The 18,397-nt window shown below is 61.9% G+C and carries 17 protein-coding genes; 8 read left to right on the top strand and 9 right to left on the bottom strand.

Going from position 1 to position 18,397, the window contains the following annotated elements:
- Positions 1-39 precede the first annotated feature (39 nt).
- From ABQX22_RS12910 to ABQX22_RS12890, 5 genes are read right to left on the bottom strand one after another with little or no spacing between them, the layout of a single operon-like run.
- The gene (locus ABQX22_RS12910; protein ID WP_349800038.1) at positions 40-1,020 is read right to left on the bottom strand and encodes an ABC transporter ATP-binding protein; all 981 of its coding nucleotides are present in this window, start codon (positions 1,018-1,020) and stop codon (positions 40-42) included.
- Positions 1,017-2,021, bottom strand: coding sequence for an ABC transporter ATP-binding protein (locus tag ABQX22_RS12905; RefSeq protein WP_349800036.1), 1,005 nt, complete (start codon positions 2,019-2,021; stop codon positions 1,017-1,019). The genes ABQX22_RS12910 and ABQX22_RS12905 overlap by 4 nt, the downstream gene beginning before the upstream one ends.
- Positions 2,018-2,881, bottom strand: coding sequence for an ABC transporter permease (locus tag ABQX22_RS12900; protein WP_349800034.1), 864 nt, complete (start codon positions 2,879-2,881; stop codon positions 2,018-2,020). The genes ABQX22_RS12905 and ABQX22_RS12900 overlap by 4 nt, the downstream gene beginning before the upstream one ends.
- Positions 2,878-3,825 (bottom strand): ABC transporter permease, encoded by a 948-nt coding sequence (locus tag ABQX22_RS12895; protein ID WP_349800032.1) that lies wholly within the window; start codon positions 3,823-3,825, stop codon positions 2,878-2,880. The genes ABQX22_RS12900 and ABQX22_RS12895 overlap by 4 nt, the downstream gene beginning before the upstream one ends.
- Entirely contained in the window at positions 3,825-4,715 is an 891-nt protein-coding gene (locus tag ABQX22_RS12890) for a proline iminopeptidase-family hydrolase (protein WP_349800030.1), read from the bottom strand. The genes ABQX22_RS12895 and ABQX22_RS12890 overlap by 1 nt, the downstream gene beginning before the upstream one ends.
- A 177-nt stretch (positions 4,716-4,892) precedes the next feature.
- On the opposite strand from ABQX22_RS12890, the gene ABQX22_RS12885 reads away from it, so the two are divergent.
- Both ABQX22_RS12885 and ABQX22_RS12880 read left to right on the top strand, forming a co-directional pair.
- Entirely contained in the window at positions 4,893-5,657 is a 765-nt protein-coding gene (locus tag ABQX22_RS12885) for a LuxR family transcriptional regulator (protein ID WP_349800028.1), read from the top strand.
- Positions 5,658-5,750: 93 nt separating this feature from the next.
- Positions 5,751-6,671, top strand: a complete 921-nt coding sequence (locus tag ABQX22_RS12880) for a proline iminopeptidase-family hydrolase (protein ID WP_349800026.1) — start codon at positions 5,751-5,753, stop codon at positions 6,669-6,671.
- A gap of 172 nt (positions 6,672-6,843) precedes the next feature.
- Here the strand turns inward: ABQX22_RS12880 and ABQX22_RS12875 are convergent, their stop codons facing one another.
- The 4 genes from ABQX22_RS12875 to ABQX22_RS12860 all read right to left on the bottom strand — a co-directional run bounded on the left by ABQX22_RS12875 (position 6,844) and on the right by ABQX22_RS12860 (position 10,986).
- A complete protein-coding gene (locus ABQX22_RS12875; protein WP_349800024.1) occupies positions 6,844-7,617 on the bottom strand; it encodes a DeoR/GlpR family DNA-binding transcription regulator in 774 nt (257 codons plus the stop codon).
- Between the two features lie 68 nt (positions 7,618-7,685).
- Positions 7,686-8,687 carry a 4-hydroxythreonine-4-phosphate dehydrogenase PdxA gene (gene pdxA / locus ABQX22_RS12870; RefSeq protein WP_349800022.1) on the bottom strand — a complete coding sequence of 334 codons (1,002 nt, stop codon included), beginning with the start codon at positions 8,685-8,687 and terminating at the stop codon, positions 7,686-7,688.
- Complete coding sequence (locus ABQX22_RS12865) at positions 8,684-9,994, bottom strand: four-carbon acid sugar kinase family protein (RefSeq protein WP_349800020.1); 1,311 nt, start codon at positions 9,992-9,994, stop codon at positions 8,684-8,686. Before ABQX22_RS12865 ends, pdxA begins: the two co-directional genes overlap by 4 nt.
- Positions 9,991-10,986 carry a 2-keto-3-deoxygluconate permease gene (locus ABQX22_RS12860; protein WP_349800151.1) on the bottom strand — a complete coding sequence of 332 codons (996 nt, stop codon included), beginning with the start codon at positions 10,984-10,986 and terminating at the stop codon, positions 9,991-9,993. The genes ABQX22_RS12865 and ABQX22_RS12860 overlap by 4 nt, the downstream gene beginning before the upstream one ends.
- 227 nt (positions 10,987-11,213) lie before the next feature.
- On the opposite strand from ABQX22_RS12860, the gene ABQX22_RS12855 reads away from it, so the two are divergent.
- From ABQX22_RS12855 to pqqB, 6 genes are all read left to right on the top strand, one after another.
- Positions 11,214-11,675: an Lrp/AsnC family transcriptional regulator gene (locus tag ABQX22_RS12855; protein ID WP_349800018.1), complete on the top strand. Its 462-nt coding sequence runs from the start codon at positions 11,214-11,216 to the stop codon at positions 11,673-11,675.
- 303 nt (positions 11,676-11,978) lie between these two features.
- A complete protein-coding gene (locus ABQX22_RS12850) occupies positions 11,979-13,673 on the top strand; it encodes a flavin monoamine oxidase family protein (RefSeq protein WP_349800016.1) in 1,695 nt (564 codons plus the stop codon).
- A 29-nt stretch (positions 13,674-13,702) separates the two neighbouring features.
- Positions 13,703-14,506 carry a carbon-nitrogen hydrolase family protein gene (locus ABQX22_RS12845; RefSeq protein WP_349800014.1) on the top strand — a complete coding sequence of 268 codons (804 nt, stop codon included), beginning with the start codon at positions 13,703-13,705 and terminating at the stop codon, positions 14,504-14,506.
- A 120-nt stretch (positions 14,507-14,626) separates the two neighbouring features.
- Positions 14,627-17,146 (top strand): pyrroloquinoline quinone biosynthesis protein PqqF, encoded by a 2,520-nt coding sequence (gene pqqF, locus ABQX22_RS12840; RefSeq protein ID WP_349800012.1) that lies wholly within the window; start codon positions 14,627-14,629, stop codon positions 17,144-17,146.
- 165 nt (positions 17,147-17,311) lie between these two features.
- A complete protein-coding gene (gene pqqA, locus ABQX22_RS12835) occupies positions 17,312-17,383 on the top strand; it encodes a pyrroloquinoline quinone precursor peptide PqqA (protein WP_008365141.1) in 72 nt (23 codons plus the stop codon).
- 95 nt (positions 17,384-17,478) lie between these two features.
- A complete protein-coding gene (gene pqqB / locus ABQX22_RS12830; RefSeq protein ID WP_349800010.1) occupies positions 17,479-18,390 on the top strand; it encodes a pyrroloquinoline quinone biosynthesis protein PqqB in 912 nt (303 codons plus the stop codon).
- The last annotated feature ends 7 nt before the right edge of the window (positions 18,391-18,397 follow it).

The following is an 18,397-nucleotide window of genomic DNA, read 5'->3' as shown; positions in this document are numbered from 1 at the left end:
GCCGGTGTAGCGGCGGATGGATGGTGTCTTACGGTCGAATCAGAAAACGGGCGCTTCCAGAACGCAGTCGTAACGCTGGCCGTTGAGATGCCGCGTCGGCGGCGCGTCGGTACGGCAGGTGGGCCGCGCGAACTGGCAGCGCGGGTGAAACGCGCAACCGTCGGGCAAATGCAGTGGGCTTGGCGGCTCGCCGGGCAAGGGGTCGCGGGGCAGAGGGCGATCCGGATCGATCTCGGGAATCGCCTGGATCAGGGCGGCGGTGTAAGGATGTCTGGGCGCTTGAAAGATGGATTCCACCGGACCTTCTTCGACGATCCTGCCCAAGTACATCACGGCCACTCGATCACACAGGCGGCGCACGATAGCGAGGTCGTGAGCGATGAACAGAATCGCCAGATTCATGCGCTCGCGAAGCTCCAGCAGCAAATTGATGATCTGCCCCTGAATCGACACATCCAGCGCGGCCACGCACTCGTCGGCGATGATCAGTCGCGGTTCGACCGCCAGCGCCCGGGCAATGCCGACACGCTGGCACTGGCCGCCACTCAAGGCGCCGGGTTTGCGTTCGGCGAATTCAGGCCGCAGGCCGACCATGTCCAGCAACTCGATCACCCGCGCCGGGATGTTTTCCGGCGAAACCTTGCGTTGCACCCGCAGCACTTCGGCCAGCGTCGCGCCGACCGTCATGCGCGGATTGAGCGACGAGAACGGGTCCTGGAACACCATGGCCGTCTCGCGGCGCAGACAATCGATATGAATCCCGCTGCCCTGCGCCACATCGATGCCGTCGAACACGATCTGCCCGGACGTGGTGTCGTTCAAGCGCAGGATCGCCCGACCCAGCGTGCTTTTCCCGCTGCCAGATTCGCCGACCAGCCCCAAGGTTTCCCCCGCCGAAAGACTCAGCGACACCCCGTTGACGGCCTGCACCCACTGTTTGTGCAACCCCAGAAACCCCGAGCCGGGCGCCGGGAAACGCACCACCAGGTCATTCACGTTGAGCAGTGTCTTCCCGCTCATGGCTGAACCTCCAGGCGCTCAAGCGCTGTCGGCGCCAGCGGGTAATGACAGGCCGCCGCGTGAGCAGGGCCCATGGGCCGCATGAGCGGCAGCACGTCGGCGCAGCCTTCACCGGCCTGATCGCAGCGCGCATGAAAACGACAGCCCTTGGGCACTGCGTCAAGCAATGGCGGCTGTCCGGCGATGGTGCGCAGCTTGCCGCCCCCCGCGCTGCTGGCAGGCTGACATTCGATCAAGCCGTGGGTGTAGGGATGGCGCGCCCGAGCCAGTACATCGCGCTTGCTGCCATGCTCACACAGGCGTCCCGCATACATGACTGCGATGGCGTCACAGGTCTGCGCCACCACGCCGAGATCGTGGGTGATCATGATCAGCGACAGGCCATGACGGTCACGCAACTCCAGCAGCAACCGAAGAATCTGCGCCTGCACCGTAACGTCCAGCGCCGTGGTGGGCTCGTCGGCAATCAGTACCTGCGGGCCGCAGCCCAGCGCGACGGCGATCATCGCGCGCTGGCGCATGCCACCGGAAAACTCGTGGGGATAGTTGTCGACGCGGGACGCCGGATCGGGAATCCCGACCTGGCGCAACACGTCAATCGCCTGCGCCCGCGCTTCTTTTTTCGACGAGCCCTGATGCAAGCGAAAGCCTTCGGCGATCTGATCGCCGATGCGCATCAGCGGGTCAAGGTGACTGCTCGGGTTCTGGAAAATCATGCCGATCCTGCGACCCCGCATGGCACGCATACCGGCAGCGTCGAGCTTGAGCAGATCAACATCATTGAGCAGCACCGAGCCGCCGCGCACGTGCAGATCAGGGGACGGCATCAAGCGCATCAGTGCGCGACAGGCCATGGTCTTGCCCGATCCGCTTTCGCCCACCAGCCCCAGGATCTCGCCCTGATGCAGATCGAAGGACAAGCCATCGACCAGCGTCACTTCGCGGCCCCCCGCATCCGCTACCACACTGAGCGCGTTGACTTGCAGCACCTTCGCGCTCATCGCCGCGCCCCCATGGTTTCGGCGACGCCATCGGCCAGCAGGCTGAAACCCATGGCCAGGGTGACGATGGCCAGGCCCGGAAAGGTGCAGATCCACCACGCAGTCGTCAGAAACGCCTGGCCCTCGGCGACCATGGTCCCCCACTCCGCCAGCGGCGGCTGCACGCCCAGCCCCAGATAACTCACCGCCGCCCCACTCAGCAGCACCAGCACGGCGTCGGACATCGAAAACACCACCGAACCGAACAACGCATTAGGCAGCAAATGCCGAAACAGAATGCGCCAATGGCCAAAGCCCAGACTCCTGGCCGCGAGCGCGAAATCGCTTTCCTTGAGCACGAGGATTTGCGAGCGAATCAGCCGCGCGTAAGACACCCAGCCCACCAGGGCCATGGCGATATAAAAACTGGTCAGCCCCGGGCCAAGAATCGCAATGATCGCCAGCATCAACACCAGAAACGGGAACGCCAGCACGATGTCGATCACACGCATGCACAGGTTGTCGAAACGGCCGCCGATGTAGCCTGACAACGCACCGATGCTGGTGCCGATGAAGAACGGGAAGATCACCCCAAGCACACAGATCTGCAAATCGACCCGCGCGCCCCAGATCACACGGGACAGGATGTCGCGGCCTACATGGTCGGTGCCGAACGGATGAGCGAGATGCGGCCCCATCAGACGCAGGTCGGTGTCTTGAAAGATCGGGTCGTACGGCGCCAGCCACGGCGCGAACACCGCCAGCACCAGCCAGGCGCCGAGAATCAGAACCCCCAGCAGCATCGCCATCCGACCGTTGCGCAGACGCAAACGCAGCTTCGAGCGCCAAGGCGTCACCACCGCCGGATGCACGGCGCTCACTGGATTTTCACCCGTGGATCAATGGCGACCGTCGCCACGTCGGCCAGAAAATTCACCACCACCGTCGCGCAGGCCAGCACCATGGCCACGCCCTGCACCACCATGTAATCGCGGCTGAAAATCCCTCGCACCAATAATTGGCCGATACCAGGAATCGCAAACAGGCTTTCGATGACGACGGTGCCGCTGATGAGCCAGCCGATGTTCACCGCCAGCAGATTGACCGACGGCACCAGTGAATTGGGCAGTACGTGACGGCGAAACAGCGCGCCTTCGGACAGGCCTCGGGCGCGGGCGGCCGTCACGTGATCGGCGTGCAGTTCCATCAGCATGCTGGCCCGCAGGTTGCGCACCAATACCGCCGACAACGCCAGTGCGATGGTCAGGCACGGCAGCACCATGTGGTGGATTTTATCCAGCCAGTCGTTGCCGTATCCCGACACTGGAAACCAGCCCAGCTGCACGCTGAACAACAGAATGAGCATGATCCCCAGCCAGAACGCCGGCATCCCCAGCCCTGTGGTAGTGAACAACCGGATCAGGTTATCCGCCCAACTGCCCTTGCGGCGCGCCGCGACGGTGGCCAGTGGTATCGCAATCAGCAACGCCAGCACCACGCTGCCCACCACCAGAAACAACGTCGGCTCGATGCGCGTGGCGATCAGCTTCAACACGTCGATCTTGTACAGCAGCGACTTGCCCATATCGCCTTGCACCAGGTTTTTCATGAAATAGAAATATTGCATCCACAACGGCTGATCGAGGCCGTACTGCGCGCGGATATTGGCCAGCGCATCGGGGGTGCTGCGAGCGCCGAGCAGCAGGCGCGCCGGGTCGCCCGGAATCGAGCGCACCAGCACGAAGGTCACCAGGCTGATGCCAAACAACACCGGCAACAGCTGCAGCGGACGCTGGAGAATGAAACGGTAGCGGTTCAGGTTCATCACGCGTCCCGATGCCGGTCGAGGAAATCCAGCAGCAACGGAAAGTAAGCGTCCGGTTCTTCGTAGAACGGCATGTGGCTGCTGTTGGGAAAGACGTGCAGCTCAGCGGCCTTCAGCGCGTTTTTCATGCGCAGCGCACAGGCCGGCGTCAGCTCATCATGCTGTCCGGTGGTGATCAGGACCGGCATGTCGAAGTCGCCCATTTCCGCCAGCCGATTCCAGTCCTTCAAGTTGCCTGTGTACAGAAACTCGTTCGGCCCCTGCATGGCCATATAGGGCGCGATGTTCCAGTCATTGAGCGAGCGCTGGACCGGCGCCGGCCATTCGTCCAACCGGCAGACGTGGCGGTAGTTGAGCAGTGTGATTGCGGCTTGATACGACGGGTGATCGAGACTGCCGCGCGCTTCATGACGCTGCATCATCGCCACGGTTTCGCTGCCCAACGCGGCGCGCAGGCGATCAAGCTCCTGGATCAGGTGCGGCATGTCGCCCACCGTGTTTTCCAGGATCAGGGTTTTGATCGAGTGAGGGTGATAGATAGCGTATTCGATACCGAGCCAGCCGCCCCATGAATGCCCGAGCAAGTGAACACGTCCCAGCTTCAGCGTCTGACGCACCGTTTCAACTTCACGCACATAGCGGCTGATGTCCCACAGTGCAGGGTCTGTGGGCCGCGCAGAGGCGCCGGTGCCGAGTTGGTCGAACGCGATGACGCGCAGTCCCTTGTCCTTGAGCCATGCGTGGGCGTCGCGCAAGTAATCGCACGGCAAACCCGGGCCGCCATTGAGGCAAAGCAGCACCTCATCGCCCGCGCCGAAACCGTAGGCCACTACGTCATGGCCGTCGACCTTGATCACATGACGCTCATCCGGCTCGATCTCACGCCACATCGCATCTCTCCTGATGGCCGTTGCCCACCGTTCAACCCTATCGGGCGGGCGCGGTGCGCACAGCTAGCAATTCTTATAGGTTTTGCGCAGACCGCCCTGAGCAACGCTGCAGGCCGTGGCATCCTCCTTGCTAGATTCAGGCCTACTATCGGTCCGCAGGTCTGGGGAGGTCATGGGATGCACGTCAGGTTGTCGGACTTCAGCGCGCGTTTGCAGTGTGCAACCACGCTGGACCAGCAAATGGACTGCACGCTGATGCTCGCGGCGGACCTGGGTTTCGACGCAGTGGTCTACGACTACAGCCCGGTGCCGGTGTCCCATGATGGTGCGTTGATCACCCCTTCACTGCTCAAGTTGCGCAATACGCCCGAAGACTGGCACGCACTGTGGTGCAGAAAAGGCTATTACCAGATCGACCCGGTTCAGCATCTGGCTGTGGCCAGCGTGTCGCCCTTCGTCTGGTCCTATCAGCCCAAAGCCGACACCGTGCTGCAAACCGTGATCAAGGATTGCCACACGCCGGTGGTGCGTTATCTGCACGATTCGCACATGACGTGCGGCGTGACGGTGCCGATCCACATGCCCAAGGGCGACTTCGCCACCTTGACCGGCCTGCGCTCGGGCAGCGCCGATGCCGCACTGGAGGACGCCCGTGAAACCCTTGCCGATTTCGGACTGATCGCACACGCACTGCAGGAAGTGGCTTACCCGCTGTTCGACAAGGACATGCGTTCATGCCCGTCGATCAAGCTCACTCGCCGTGAGCGCGAATGCCTGAGCTGGGCGGCGGAAGGGCTGACGGCAAGGGAAATTGCCGATCAGCTCTGTCGGTCCATTGCCACCGTGACCCTGCACCTGAACTCGGCGATGCAAAAGCTCGGGGCGAAGAATCGTGTTCAGGCCGTCGTGCGTGCCGTGCATTACCGCCTGCTCGACAGCTGATCGTCACACTGCCAAAACCTATCAATTCGCCTAGTTATGGGCGTGAGCACGTCAGGCTAAGGTGTCCCGAACACTTCAACAGGGACCGGCGAGATGGCAGACACAGCGATTGAAGAAGGTTACGCGCCCTTCGGCCAGCATCGGACCTGGTACCGGATCACGGGCGACCTGCATAACGGTTTGACGCCGTTGCTGGTTTTGCACGGCGGCCCCGGATGCACCCACGATTACGTCGACGCCTTCAAGGACATCGCGGACAGCGGACGCGCAGTCATTCATTACGACCAACTGGGTAACGGCCGCTCCACCCACTTGCCGCAGTGGCGCGCGGAATTCTGGACGGTGGATCTGTTTCGCGCCGAACTGGACAACTTGCTGGCCCATTTGGACATCACCCACGATTACGCACTGCTCGGGCAATCCTGGGGCGGCATGCTGGCGGCAGAACACGCGGTGCGTCGGCCAGCCGGATTGAAGGCGCTGGTGATTGCCAACTCCCCGGCCGACATGCACACGTGGGTCAGCGAAGCCAATCGGTTGCGGGAGCTGCTGCCTGACGACGTGCAAGCGACATTGCTGCGCCACGAGCAGGCAGGCACCCTGAAAGACCCGGAATACCTGGCGGCCTCCCGTCAGTTCTACGACCGGCACGTTTGCCGCCTCACGCCCTGGCCCGCCGAAGTGGCGCGCACCTTCGAGCAGATCGACGCCGATCCGACGGTCTATCACGCCATGAACGGCCCGACTGAATTCCATGTGATCGGAACGATGAAGGACTGGACCATCGTCGATCGTCTTTCCTTGATTCAAGCACCGACGTTGTTGATTTCCGGACGCCACGACGAGGCCACGCCGTTGGTGGTCAAGCCGTATGTGGACAATGTGCCGGGGATTCGGTGGACCCTTTTTGAAGCGTCCAGCCACATGCCCCACGTTGAGGAACGGGCGTTGTGCATGGAAGTGGTGGGTGGGTTTCTGGAGGAGGTGGTGGGACTTAGCACTCATCGCCTGTAATAACGCCATCGCGGGCAAGCGCGCTCCTACAGTCGAGTCAGTCGGATTGGATAAACCGCGCTCGTTCTTGTAGGAGCGCGCTTGCCCGCGAAAGAGTTTTCAGGCGGCGAAGATGGGCGGCCTTCACCACCTTTTTCGCGGAGGAGTCCGCCCCCTCGTGAGCGGCTGCAAATCAATCGGTCGCTGCTATCTCAACCGCAATCTGCTCAATCGCCCGAAACGGCGCCAACAACGGCTCATCCGAGTGCGACGACGTAATCAGCGTCCACTCCCGTTCGATGGGCGTCCAGTGCTGCTGCCGCGCGCGGCCGAGCTTGTCGGAATCGGCCAGGACGAAAACCTGCGCTGCGCGCTTGATGATGCATTCCTTCAGATAGGCCTGCTGATCGCTGGCCTCGCACAGCCCGAACTCCGCCACGACGCCGTCTGCCCCGAGAAACGCCTTGTCGACGCTCAAGCGGCTGAGCGTCAATTCGGCCAGCGGGCCCAGCGTGCTCATGCTCGACCCGCGCAAATCGCCACCGATGATCGTCAGACGAATGCCCGGTGCGTTGGCCAGTGTCATTACCGCCAGCAGATTATTGGTCACGACGTGCACGTCCTGCCGTGAACACAGGTGCAGCGCCAGCGCCGCGCAGGTGGTGCCGCCGTCCAGCAGCACCGTGTCGCCATCGCGCACATGAAAGGCCGCGGCTTTGGCGATGGCGTCCTTCTGGTCACGTTGCGCCGCTTTGCGTTCTTCCAGCGAGGCTTCGGGCTCATGCATCCCCACCAGCGCCGTGGCGCCGCCATGGGTCCGCACCAGATGCCGCTGTTTGGCGAGCATGGTCAGGTCGCGACGCACCGTGGCTTCCGACACGCCGAGGGCAGCGCTGAGCTGTTCGACGTTGGTATCGCGGGCGCGAACCAGTTCGAGAATGGCGCGGTGGCGGTCGATCGCTTTCATGGGGGGCCTCATCGGGGGAAGGCCTGCGATCTTACACGACCGCAAGCCAGTCACTCAGCCCTGTCGCCTCAACCCCGACGCGTCGCCAGTTCGGCGCCTTGGCGCAGGGCCTCCATCAGGCTGCGCTCGTCGGCGATGCCTTTGCCGGCGATGTCGAACGCGGTGCCGTGATCCACCGAGGTGCGAATCACTTCCAGCCCGACCGTGACGTTGACGCCCGCTTCCAGGCCCAGGACTTTCACCGGACCGTGGCCCTGGTCGTGGTACATCGCGACCACCAGATCGAAATCACCGCGCCCGGCACGGAAAAACAGCGTGTCCGCCGGCAACGGTCCGGTGATGTCCAGACCCTGCGCCTGAAGGATTTTCACCGCCGGGATGATCTTCTCTTCTTCTTCGCCATAACCGAACAGACCGTTTTCGCCCGCATGGGGGTTGATGCCGCACACGCCGATACGCGGCCTGGCGATCCCGGCCTTGATCAAGGTCGCGTTGCCGCGCTCGATGGTGCGCTGTACCAGGCCCGGCTCGATCTTGCGGATCGCCTCGATCAGGCCCATGTGCGTGGTGACGTGGATCACCCGCAGTTGCGGCGCCACCAGCATCATCGAGACTTCTTCGACGTGGGTGAGGTGCGCGAGCATTTCGGTGTGGCCAGGATACTTATGGCCCCCGGCGTGCAGCGCTTCCTTATTCAGCGGGGCGGTGCAGATCGCATCGATCTGCTTGGCTTCGGCCAGTTGCACGGCGCGGGCGATGTATTGATAAGCGGCGTTCCCGGCAACCGGTGACAGCTGACCGAACGGGAGATCGTCCGGGATCAAATCCAGATCGATGCAGTCGATGGTGCCTGGCTCGTACAACGCTTCGGACGCCTCCTTGATGCGGCGGATTTTCGCGGTGCCTTTGACGATGGCATTCGCCTGCTCCAGACGACGCGCATCGCCCACCACCAGTGGCCGGCACTGCTGGTAAACAATGTCGTGGGTGAGGCTTTTGACGATGACTTCCGGACCCACGCCAGCGGCGTCGCCCATGGTGATACCGATAATCGGGAGATACTCGCTCATGATTTTTTACCTTGTTGCGCAGGAAATGGAGGTGTGGAGCCGGCGGTAAACACCGCAGGCTCGGCGACATCGCTCAAATGGAGCCATGACGCGTAAAGCGCGTGATCGGTGCCGAATGCACCCGCCTTGGTGATGACTCCGGGGCGGTGACCTTCGCGTGTAGCGACCGGCCGGCCGAAGGCCACACCGGCTTCGATTTCACGCTGTAATTTGAGGCTGCCGATGCCCACGGCCGAGAGCATGGCCCTGGCGGTTTCTCCACCGGTGGCCACCAGACCGCCGACGTTGTCGAAGCTCGGGCGGACCAACGCGGCCAGCGCAGTGGACAACACGGCGCCTTCGGACGGATCGAAGCCTGCGTCGCGGCCGATGCGCAACAGCAGATCCTCTCCACGCTGCAGGTGTTCGCCTATGCGCGCTTCCCAGCTTGTCCATTCGGCATGCTTCGCACCGTCCCGCAGAACCGCCGGCGCCACGGTCAATTCGTGAATCCCGGCACGCTCCTTGAGCATCGTGCACTGGCGCTCGGAAACCCCGGACAGACTGCCCACCAGCACCAGGATCGGACCGCTTTTCTGATGGCTGAAGGACTCGCGTTTGACGGCTATGTCCTGCACGACGTTTTCGACAGCATTGGGCAGCGCGGCGATTTCACGGGCCAATCCCCCGGAACCGACCCAGAACAGCGGCTCGCTGATCTGCAGCGTGACCTGCGCCAGCGTGCGCAGGTCTTCGCGGGTTTCAGCATCGACGATCAGCGCCTGTGTCTTGCTCTTTGCGATCTCGGCAATGTGCTCCGCCAACGCAGAGGCATCGCCGCGCAGCGTGGTCAGCGGCAATTTGGCGGTGCGCAGGCCGGCCGTCTCTAACATCACGTCCAGGTCTGCGCACTGATCGGCGTTTTCCAGCTTCCAGGTATCGGTGCTTTCCAGTGGCAGGCCATTGACCAGCACGCGTCCGTGAAGCGTTGTCCGGCCGGTCGCGGGGAACGCCGGGGCGACAATCGCCAGCCCGGCGACCGCGTGCAGTCCGGCGACTTCAGACGCCCAATTGCCGCGCAGGGTGGAGTCGATTTTCTTGTACAGCCGCTGCCCTGGTTGCAACAGCGTCTGATACGCGATGACCGTGCGTTCGGCAGCATCGCCGGGCGACAGGCGTCGGGTGTCGGTGTCGAGGGCAACCACCTGCGCGTCACCTGTCTCGTGAGCCGGATCAAGCGTGACCACGGTGCGCAGTCCCGCGCTGGCGAACGCAATCGCGCAGTCGGCCGCACCGGACAGGTCGTCAGCAAGAATCAGCAATGTCATCTGACCACCTCCCTCTCGGCGACGACCGTCGGTTCGCTTGCGCCATGACGCTCTTTGTAGCGCTTGGCGACCATCGACGTAAGAATCGGCGACAGCACGGCGGTGACGACGACACACGCGGCCACCAGCAGCGTCGCGGTGCTCGCCGCCTCCGCATAAATCGGATTGGCCGCGGCAACCAGCGCCGGCACCGCCGCCGCGTTCCCTGCCGTGTTGGCCGCAGCGACGCCCGCCACCCCGGTTCCGCCGGAGAGACGATCCGCGAAATACAACGGAATACCGGTGATCACCACCACGGCGACGCCCAGGCCGATGCCCAAGAGACCCGCCTGCCAGACCTTGTTCAGGTCAAGGCTCGCGCCCAGCGCCAGGGCGAAGAACGGAATCATCACCGGCACGGCCTTGGCGAGGAAGTCGCGCATTTCCCGGTCCAGGTTACCCAGCAGCATGCCCAACAGCAGCGGCAGGATCGCGCCCACCAGCGTCGGCCACGGGAATGCCGCCAGTCCCGCCACACCCAGCGTGACCATGGTCAGAAACGGACCTGATTCCAGCGACATCACCGAGTACGCGCCGACGTCTTCCGAGCGCCCATATTGCCCCATCAGCGCCATGTACAAGCCACCGTTGGTGTCGTTCATGGCAGCGACCACGGCCAGGGTCGAGATCCCGGCAAAGATGCCCGAGCTGATGGGCTGCTCTCCCAGGTAATGGCCCATGACCACGCCGATCAAAATAGCAGTGCCGATTTTGGTGGCAAACAGCACGCCGCCTTTCTTGAGCAGGTAAGGCGTGGCCTTGACGTCGATGCTCGCGCCCATGCAGACGTAGAACACCGCAAGGATCGGGAGCGACCCGGTAAACAGCGCGTTGGTAAACGAGCCGAAGAATTTGGGCATGTCGGGCAGGAAGGTTGCGACCAGCGAACCGATAAGCAGGGGCACGATCATCATGCCGCCCGGTACGCGTTCGATACTGCGCTTGATAGGGATTTGGGCCACGCGAGTCTCCTTATTTTTATGTGTCGGTGTCGCTGCTCGTTATCAGGCTTGAGCGAAGTGATCACGGTTATGATCGTTTTGGTCAAAGCAGCTTATGCCAATCCTTTAAAACGCGCAAACCAATCATTTATTTGATCGATTCGCGCAGATTCGCAGGGACAGGTCTGCATCCGGCTCCCCTGAGATAACATCGGCACCCAGCCGAAGGAGATTTGCCCTTGTCCGACACCCGCCGTCCTGCACTCGATGACATCGACCGCCAACTGATCTCTGCCCTGCAGACCAATGCGCGGGAACCCGTGGCAATGCTCGCCCGGCAACTGGGCATCGCGCGCACTACGGTGACTTCCCGGCTGGCACGTCTGGAAAAAGCCAAAATCATCACGGGGTACGGCGTGCGCTTGAGCCAGCGTATGGTGGACGGCGGGTTGCAGGCCTATGTCGGCATCACCGTGCAACCGCGATCCGGCAAGGAGGTGCTGCGTCGACTAGGGCTGCTGCACCAGGTTCAGCAGCTGTGCGCGGTCAGCGGCGAGTTCGATTACGTGGCATGGCTGCGCACCGATTCGCCCGAGCAACTGGATCAGTTGCTGGATTTGATCGGCAGCGTGGACGGGGTAGAAAAGACCACCACCTCGATCATCCTGAGCAGCAAGATTGATCGGGGGCAGCCGGTTTAACGCTTCGAACCCCATTGTTCACATCGCGAGCAAGCTGCCTCCCACCCGAATCGGCGCAAGGACATACTTCGTCATCGGCAAAACCGTGGGAGGGAGCTTGCTCGCGATTGAAGTGTGTCAGGCAATGTTTTCAAGAAGGACTGGACGCCATCGCGGGCAGGCGCGCTCCTACAACGAATGTGATGCCTGAAATCGTCATATCGCCCAATATCTCTACAAAACGACGACACTCTGCGTCTTATTAACGTCTCAACTGTTATCTAGACTTGTCTGCTTCGCGCATTCAGTCGAACAAGGTCAGTCATGAAGAACAATCGCCATCCCGCCGACGGAAAAAAACCGGTCACCATCTTCGGGCCGGACTTCCCCTTCGCCTTCGATGACTGGATCGAACACCCGGCCGGCCTGGGCAGCATTCCTGCTGAGAACCACGGCGCGGAAGTGGCCATTGTCGGGGCGGGAATCGCGGGCCTGGTTGCCGCGTACGAACTGATGAAGCTGGGTCTCAAACCCGTCGTCTACGAAGCCTCGAAAATGGGCGGTCGTCTGCGCTCGCAACAGTTCGAAGGGGCCGAAGGCATCATCGCCGAGCTGGGCGGCATGCGCTTTCCGGTGTCCTCCACCGCGTTCTATCACTACGTCGACAAGCTCGGCCTGGAATCCAAGCCCTTCCCCAACCCGCTGACCGCCGCGTCCGGCAGCACGGTCATCGACCTGGAAGGCACCACCCACTACGCACAAAAGCTGTCGGATTTGCCCGCGCTGTTTCAGGAAGTGGCTGACGCCTGGGCCGATGCGCTGGAAGCGGGCTCGCAGTTCGCGGAGATCCAACAAGCCATCCGCGACCGTGATGTCCCACGCCTCAAGCAGCTGTGGAATACCCTGGTGCCGTTGTGGGACGACCGCACGTTTTATGACTTTGTCGCCACGTCCGAGGCGTTCGCCAAGCTCTCGTTCTATCACCGCGAAGTGTTCGGCCAAGTGGGCTTCGGCACCGGTGGCTGGGACTCCGACTTCCCCAATTCAATGCTCGAAATTTTCCGCGTGGTCATGACCAACTGCGACGATCACCAACACCTGATCGTGGGCGGCGTCGAGCAGGTGCCGCTGGGCATCTGGCGTCATGCCCCTGAACGGTGTGCTCACTGGCCGGAAGGCACCACGCTGTCTTCGCTACACCACGGCGCCCCGCGCACCGGCGTAAAACGCATTGCCCGCGCCGCCGACGGCAGCTTCGCCGTCACTGATAATTGGGGTGACACGCGGCACTACGCAGCGGTCCTGACCACGTGCCAGAGCTGGCTGCTGACCACGCAGATCGAGTGCGAAGAAACGCTGTTCTCGCAGAAAATGTGGATGGCGCTGGACCGCACGCGCTATATGCAGTCATCAAAGACCTTCGTCATGGTCGACCGGCCATTCTGGAAAGACAAAGACCCGGACACCGGTCGCGACCTGATGAGCATGACCCTCACCGACCGCCTGACCCGTGGCACGTACCTGTTCGACAACGGCACGTATTCCAACGGCGACGAGAAGCCAGGCGTGATTTGCCTGTCGTATTCGTGGATGAGCGACGCCCTGAAAATGCTGCCGCAACCCATCGAAAAGCGCGTGAAGCTGGCACTGGATGCGCTGAAGAAGATTTACCCGAAAGTCGACATCGCGGCGCGGATCATTGGCGACCCGATCACCGTTTCATGGGAAGCCGACCCTCACTTTCTCGGTGCCTTCAAAGGCGCGTTGCCCGGCCACTATCGCTACAACCAACGGATGTACGCGCACTTCATGCAAAAGGATATGCCTGACGACCAGCGCGGCATTTTCATCGCCGGGGACGACGTATCATGGACGCCGGCCTGGGTCGAAGGCGCGGTGCAAACGTCGCTGAATGCGGTCTGGGGCATCATGACCCACTTCGGCGGCAAGACCCACGCCGAGAACCCGGGCCCGGGTGATGTGTTCGACGAGATCGGGCCCATCGCACTGCCGGAATGAAACGACAGAAATTGCTGAGGAATCCCACGATGCGCGTTGCTATGTACCAGTGCCCGCCCTTGCCGCTGGATGTCACCGGCAACCTCCAGCGCCTGAAGGCACAGGCGCTGGAAGCCGCTGCTCGGGGCTGCGACCTGCTGGTCTGCCCGGAGATGTTCCTGACCGGCTACAACATTGGCGCGCAGGCCGTGCAGTCACTCGCGCAGATGAGCGACGGCCCGGCAGCCATAGAGATTGCCGCGATTGCCCAGGCGTCTGGGGTCGCTATCCTTTACGGCTACCCCGAACGCAGTCTCGAGGCGCAGATCTACAATGCTGTGCAACTGATTGATGCTCACGGCAGACGCCTGTGCAATTACCGTAAGACGCATCTGTTTGGCGATCTGGACAAGTCGATGTTCGCCGTGGCCGATGACGACTTCCCCATCGTCGAGTTCATGGGCTGGAAACTGGGTTTTCTGATTTGCTACGACGTGGAGTTTCCCGAGAACACCCGAAGACTGGCGCTGGCGGGGGCGGAGCTGATTCTGGTCCCCACTGCCAACATGACGCCGTATGAGTTCGTGGCTGAAATCACCGTCCGGGCCCGTGCCTTTGAAAATCAGTGCTACCTGGCGTACGTCAATTACTGCGGCAGTGAGGGCGAGATTCAATACTGCGGGCTGAGCAGCCTTTGCGCGCCTGATGGCAAACAGATTGCCCTGGCAGGCCATGAGGAGGCGCTGGCGGTGGCGACGCTGGATCGACAGGTGATGGACGATTCCCGGGCGATTAACACGTATTTCAATGACCGGCGGCCGGGGTTTTATGCGGAGCTGAGCAAACATCTGTAGGAGCGAATTTATTCGCGAAGCGGCACCCCGCTCGCAAATCCGCTTCGACCAACAGGACCTTTTCGCCAACAAGTTGGCTCCTACAGGGGGGGCGCGCCAACCACAGTGTAATCCGCTAGCATGACCCCTCACTTTCCCGAGCCCATCCGGAAAACCGTCATGCCTGCCCCTGCCTCACTCACCACCTACACCCTGATCCTGCCCAACGGTCTGCAGGTCGTGCTGTGCCATGCGCCGCGCTTGAAGCGGTGTGCCGCAGCATTGCGGGTGGCGGCCGGCAGTCATGACGTGCCTCAGGCGTGGCCGGGGCTGGCGCACTTTCTGGAGCATTTGTTCTTCCTTGGCACCGAGCGATTCCCCGCCGCGCAAAACCTGATGGCCTTCGTCCAGCGTCATGGCGGGCAGGTCAACGCCAGCACCCGCGAGCGCACCACTGACTTCTTCTTCGAGCTGCCGCCGCCTGTTTTCGCCGATGGCCTTGAGCGGTTGTGCGAGATGCTGGCTCACCCGCGCATGGCGGTGGACGATCAACTGCGGGAGCGCGAAGTGCTGCATGCGGAGTTCATCGCCTGGTCCCGGGATGAAGCGGCCCGCGACCAGATGAAGCGGCTGGCCCCGATTTCCATGGACCATCCATTGCGTTGGTTTCATGCCGGCAATCGCTACAGCTTGCTGGTGCCTCGTGCGAGTTTTCAGCAGGCGCTGAAGGACTTTTACCAGCGGTTTTATCAGGCCGGTCAAATGACCCTGAGCATCGCCGGGCCGCAGGCGCTGGCAGAACTGACGAGGCTGGCCGAGCGCTTTGGCGGGCTGTTTGCCACAGGGCAAAGGGTTGAACAGCGCGCGCCGGTACCGCTGATGGATGGCTCATTCAACGGTCACGCCACCCGTGATTCGCGTCGGACGCATCTGATGTTTGCGTGTGAGGATTTACCTGACAGCGCTGATGAGGCGGTAGGGTTTCTCTGTTTTTGGTTGGCGAATGCGCAGGCTGGCGGGTTGATCGCAGCGTTGAAGGCGCGGGGCTGGGCGGAGACTTTAACGGCAAAGGTGATGTATCAATTTGAGGGGCAGGCGCTGATCAACATCGAGGTTGCCCTTCCGGCCGTCTTCGCGGGCAAGCGCGCTCCTACAGATCAGCCGCAGGACTCTGTGGGAGGGAGCTTGCTCGCGATAAAGCCAGCTCAGCCAACAGTGCACGATCAGGTCACCGCGCTGTTTTTTGACTGGCTAACATTTTTTAAAACCCACTACCCCGCCCTGCGCACCGAATACGCCCTGCTGCAGCAAAGACGCCTGGATGTCCGCGGCGCGCTGATGCTGGCTCGGCACTACAGCGAAAACCCCTCACGGCAGGTTGTACCAGGGCTATCGGACCAAGGCGCCCGCGCCTTGGAGGCGTTGATCGATCAACTGCGTGCGGACACCTTTTCCCCGCCGCTGAACCCGGCAGAAGAGGCCGACGCCGAATGGCGCTTGCCACCACCCAACGCCTTCCTGCACAGCGCCCCGCTGCCGGCAGCCACCTGTCCGCCCATCACGTCGCTCACCTTCAGCGATGCCTTGCCCGATTCAACTGGTGATGGCGCGGTTTACCTGCGCTGGACGCTGAAAAGCCCTGCGCCCGCGCTGTGGCAAATGCTCGCTGACAGCCTCAAAAGCCTGTTCGATGATGCGCAGCAAGCCGGCGTCTCTGTGGCGTTTACGGCGTACGGCAATCACTGGCAGCTGAAGGTCGACGGCTTGACCGATCCCATGCCGGCGGTCATCGAGGCAGTGCTCAAGCGGCTTGCCCAGCCCGACCCCGCGACGCTGGCGCTTGATGGGCAGCCCTCGACTGAACCCAGGCTGATACCCATCCGCCAGTTGATCAAGACCTTGCCTGATCATCTGATGAACAGGCCGTCGGCGAAAAAGCCTGACACCGAGCAATCGCTGCAATCGGTCTGGGACAACGCGTCATGGAGCGGGCTGGCCTTGGGTTTCTCGCTCTATCAACGCAACGCCTTGCTTCACGCCATGAGCAAGACGCCCGGTACTCCCGAAAAGCAGATTCTGCAGCTGCCATCGCTGCCTGCCGGCCGTCGCTGGCACGCCGAGCTGTCGGAGTCTTCTGAAAATGCTGTACTGGTTTTCTGCCCCGCGCCCAGCCATTCATTGCAAGATCAGGCACGTTGGCGATTACTCGCACACATCGTGCAGATGCCCTTCTACCAACGCCTGCGGGTTGAATTGCAGTTGGGCTACGCGGTGTTCAGCGGTTTCCGACAGATCGAGGGGCAGTCAGGAATACTGTTCGGGGTGCAATCCCCGTCCGCCACGGCAGAAGAACTGGCGCAGCACATCGAGCAGTTCATCGAAGGGATGCCCGCGCTGATCGCCTCGAGTGACGTCGCGGCTGAAAGACTCGCGGTGGTTTCTCAGTTCGATCCAGCCGCCATGGAAACGGCCAACGCGGCGCAATGGTGGTGGCATGCCCACTTGGCCGGCTTCGGTGATAGGGCGCTTGAGGTCATGAAACACTATTTATCAAATTTTCACGAAGCAGATTTGCAGGCGGCTTTCGCCGATTTAACGCGCCCGGACAACGCCCGGCTTTACCTCTCCAATCGCTCTAGCCCCGGCAAATCATGGCGTTGATGCCCGTGATCGTTGCCAAACGTGTAACGACCTTTCTCCGATAAGCCGGCATCCATGCCCTGTCGAATTTAGTAACATAGCTGCCTAAGCATTTGAACGTCTCCCGAGGAGGGTGTACTAAGAATGTATCCACCCACCGCTGCATTCACCCAGAAGGAGTCAATTATGTGGACTAAACCTGCTTACACTGATCTGCGTATCGGCTTTGAAGTCACCATGTACTTCGCAAGCCGTTGATTGTTGCGCACTGAAAAGCCTCGGTTCGCCGGGGCTTTTTTTGTGAAGAAACGTTTTCAGGCCCAGCCAATCGGGCCGATCGGCACGGAGCAACAATGCACATCCAGATTCTCGGTTCCGCCGCTGGCGGCGGTTTCCCGCAGTGGAACTGCAACTGCGTGAACTGCGCGGGTTTTCGCGACGGTAGCCTGAACGCCAAGGCGCGCACCCAATCCTCCATTGCCCTGTCCGACGATGGCGTGAACTGGGTCCTGTGCAACGCCTCCCCGGACATTCGTGCCCAACTGCAGGGGTTTGCGCCAATGCAGCCCAATCGCGCGCTGCGTGATACCGGCATCAGCGCCATCGTCTTGATGGACAGCCAGATCGACCACACCACCGGCTTGCTGAGCTTGCGCGAAGGGTGCCCGCATCAGGTCTGGTGCACCGACATGGTCCACGAGGACCTGAGCACCGGTTTCCCGCTGTTTGAGATGCTCAAGCACTGGAACGGCGGCCTTCAGTGGAACCGCATTGATCTGACAGGCGGCTTTGTCATTCCTGCCTGTCCCAACCTGCGGTTTACGCCGTTTCCGTTGCGCAGCGCTGCCCCGCCCTACTCGCCTCACCGATTCGACCCACACCCCGGCGACAACATCGGGCTGATGGTCGAGGACCTGAAAACCGGCGGCAAGCTGTTCTACGCGCCGGGGCTGGGCAAAGTCGATGACGCGCTGATGGAAAAGATGAGCGCGGCCGATTGCCTGCTGGTAGACGGCACGATGTGGGACGACGATGAAATGAAACGTCGTGGGGTCGGCACGCGCACCGGGACCGAGATGGGTCATCTGGCGCAGAGCGGGCCCGGCGGGATGCTGGAAGTGCTGGAGCGCCTGCCCAAGCAACGCAAAGTGCTTATCCACATCAACAATACCAACCCGATCCTCGACGAAGATTCCGCCGAGCGCGCCGAGCTGGTTCGCCGTGATGTGGAAGTGGCTTACGACGGTATGAGTATCGAGCTTTAAATGTTTG

Source organism: Xanthomonas sp. WHRI 1810A, assembly GCF_040202885.1.
Classification (GTDB): Bacteria; Pseudomonadota; Gammaproteobacteria; order Pseudomonadales; family Pseudomonadaceae; genus Aquipseudomonas.
This window is presented reverse-complemented; position numbering and strand designations above follow the sequence as displayed.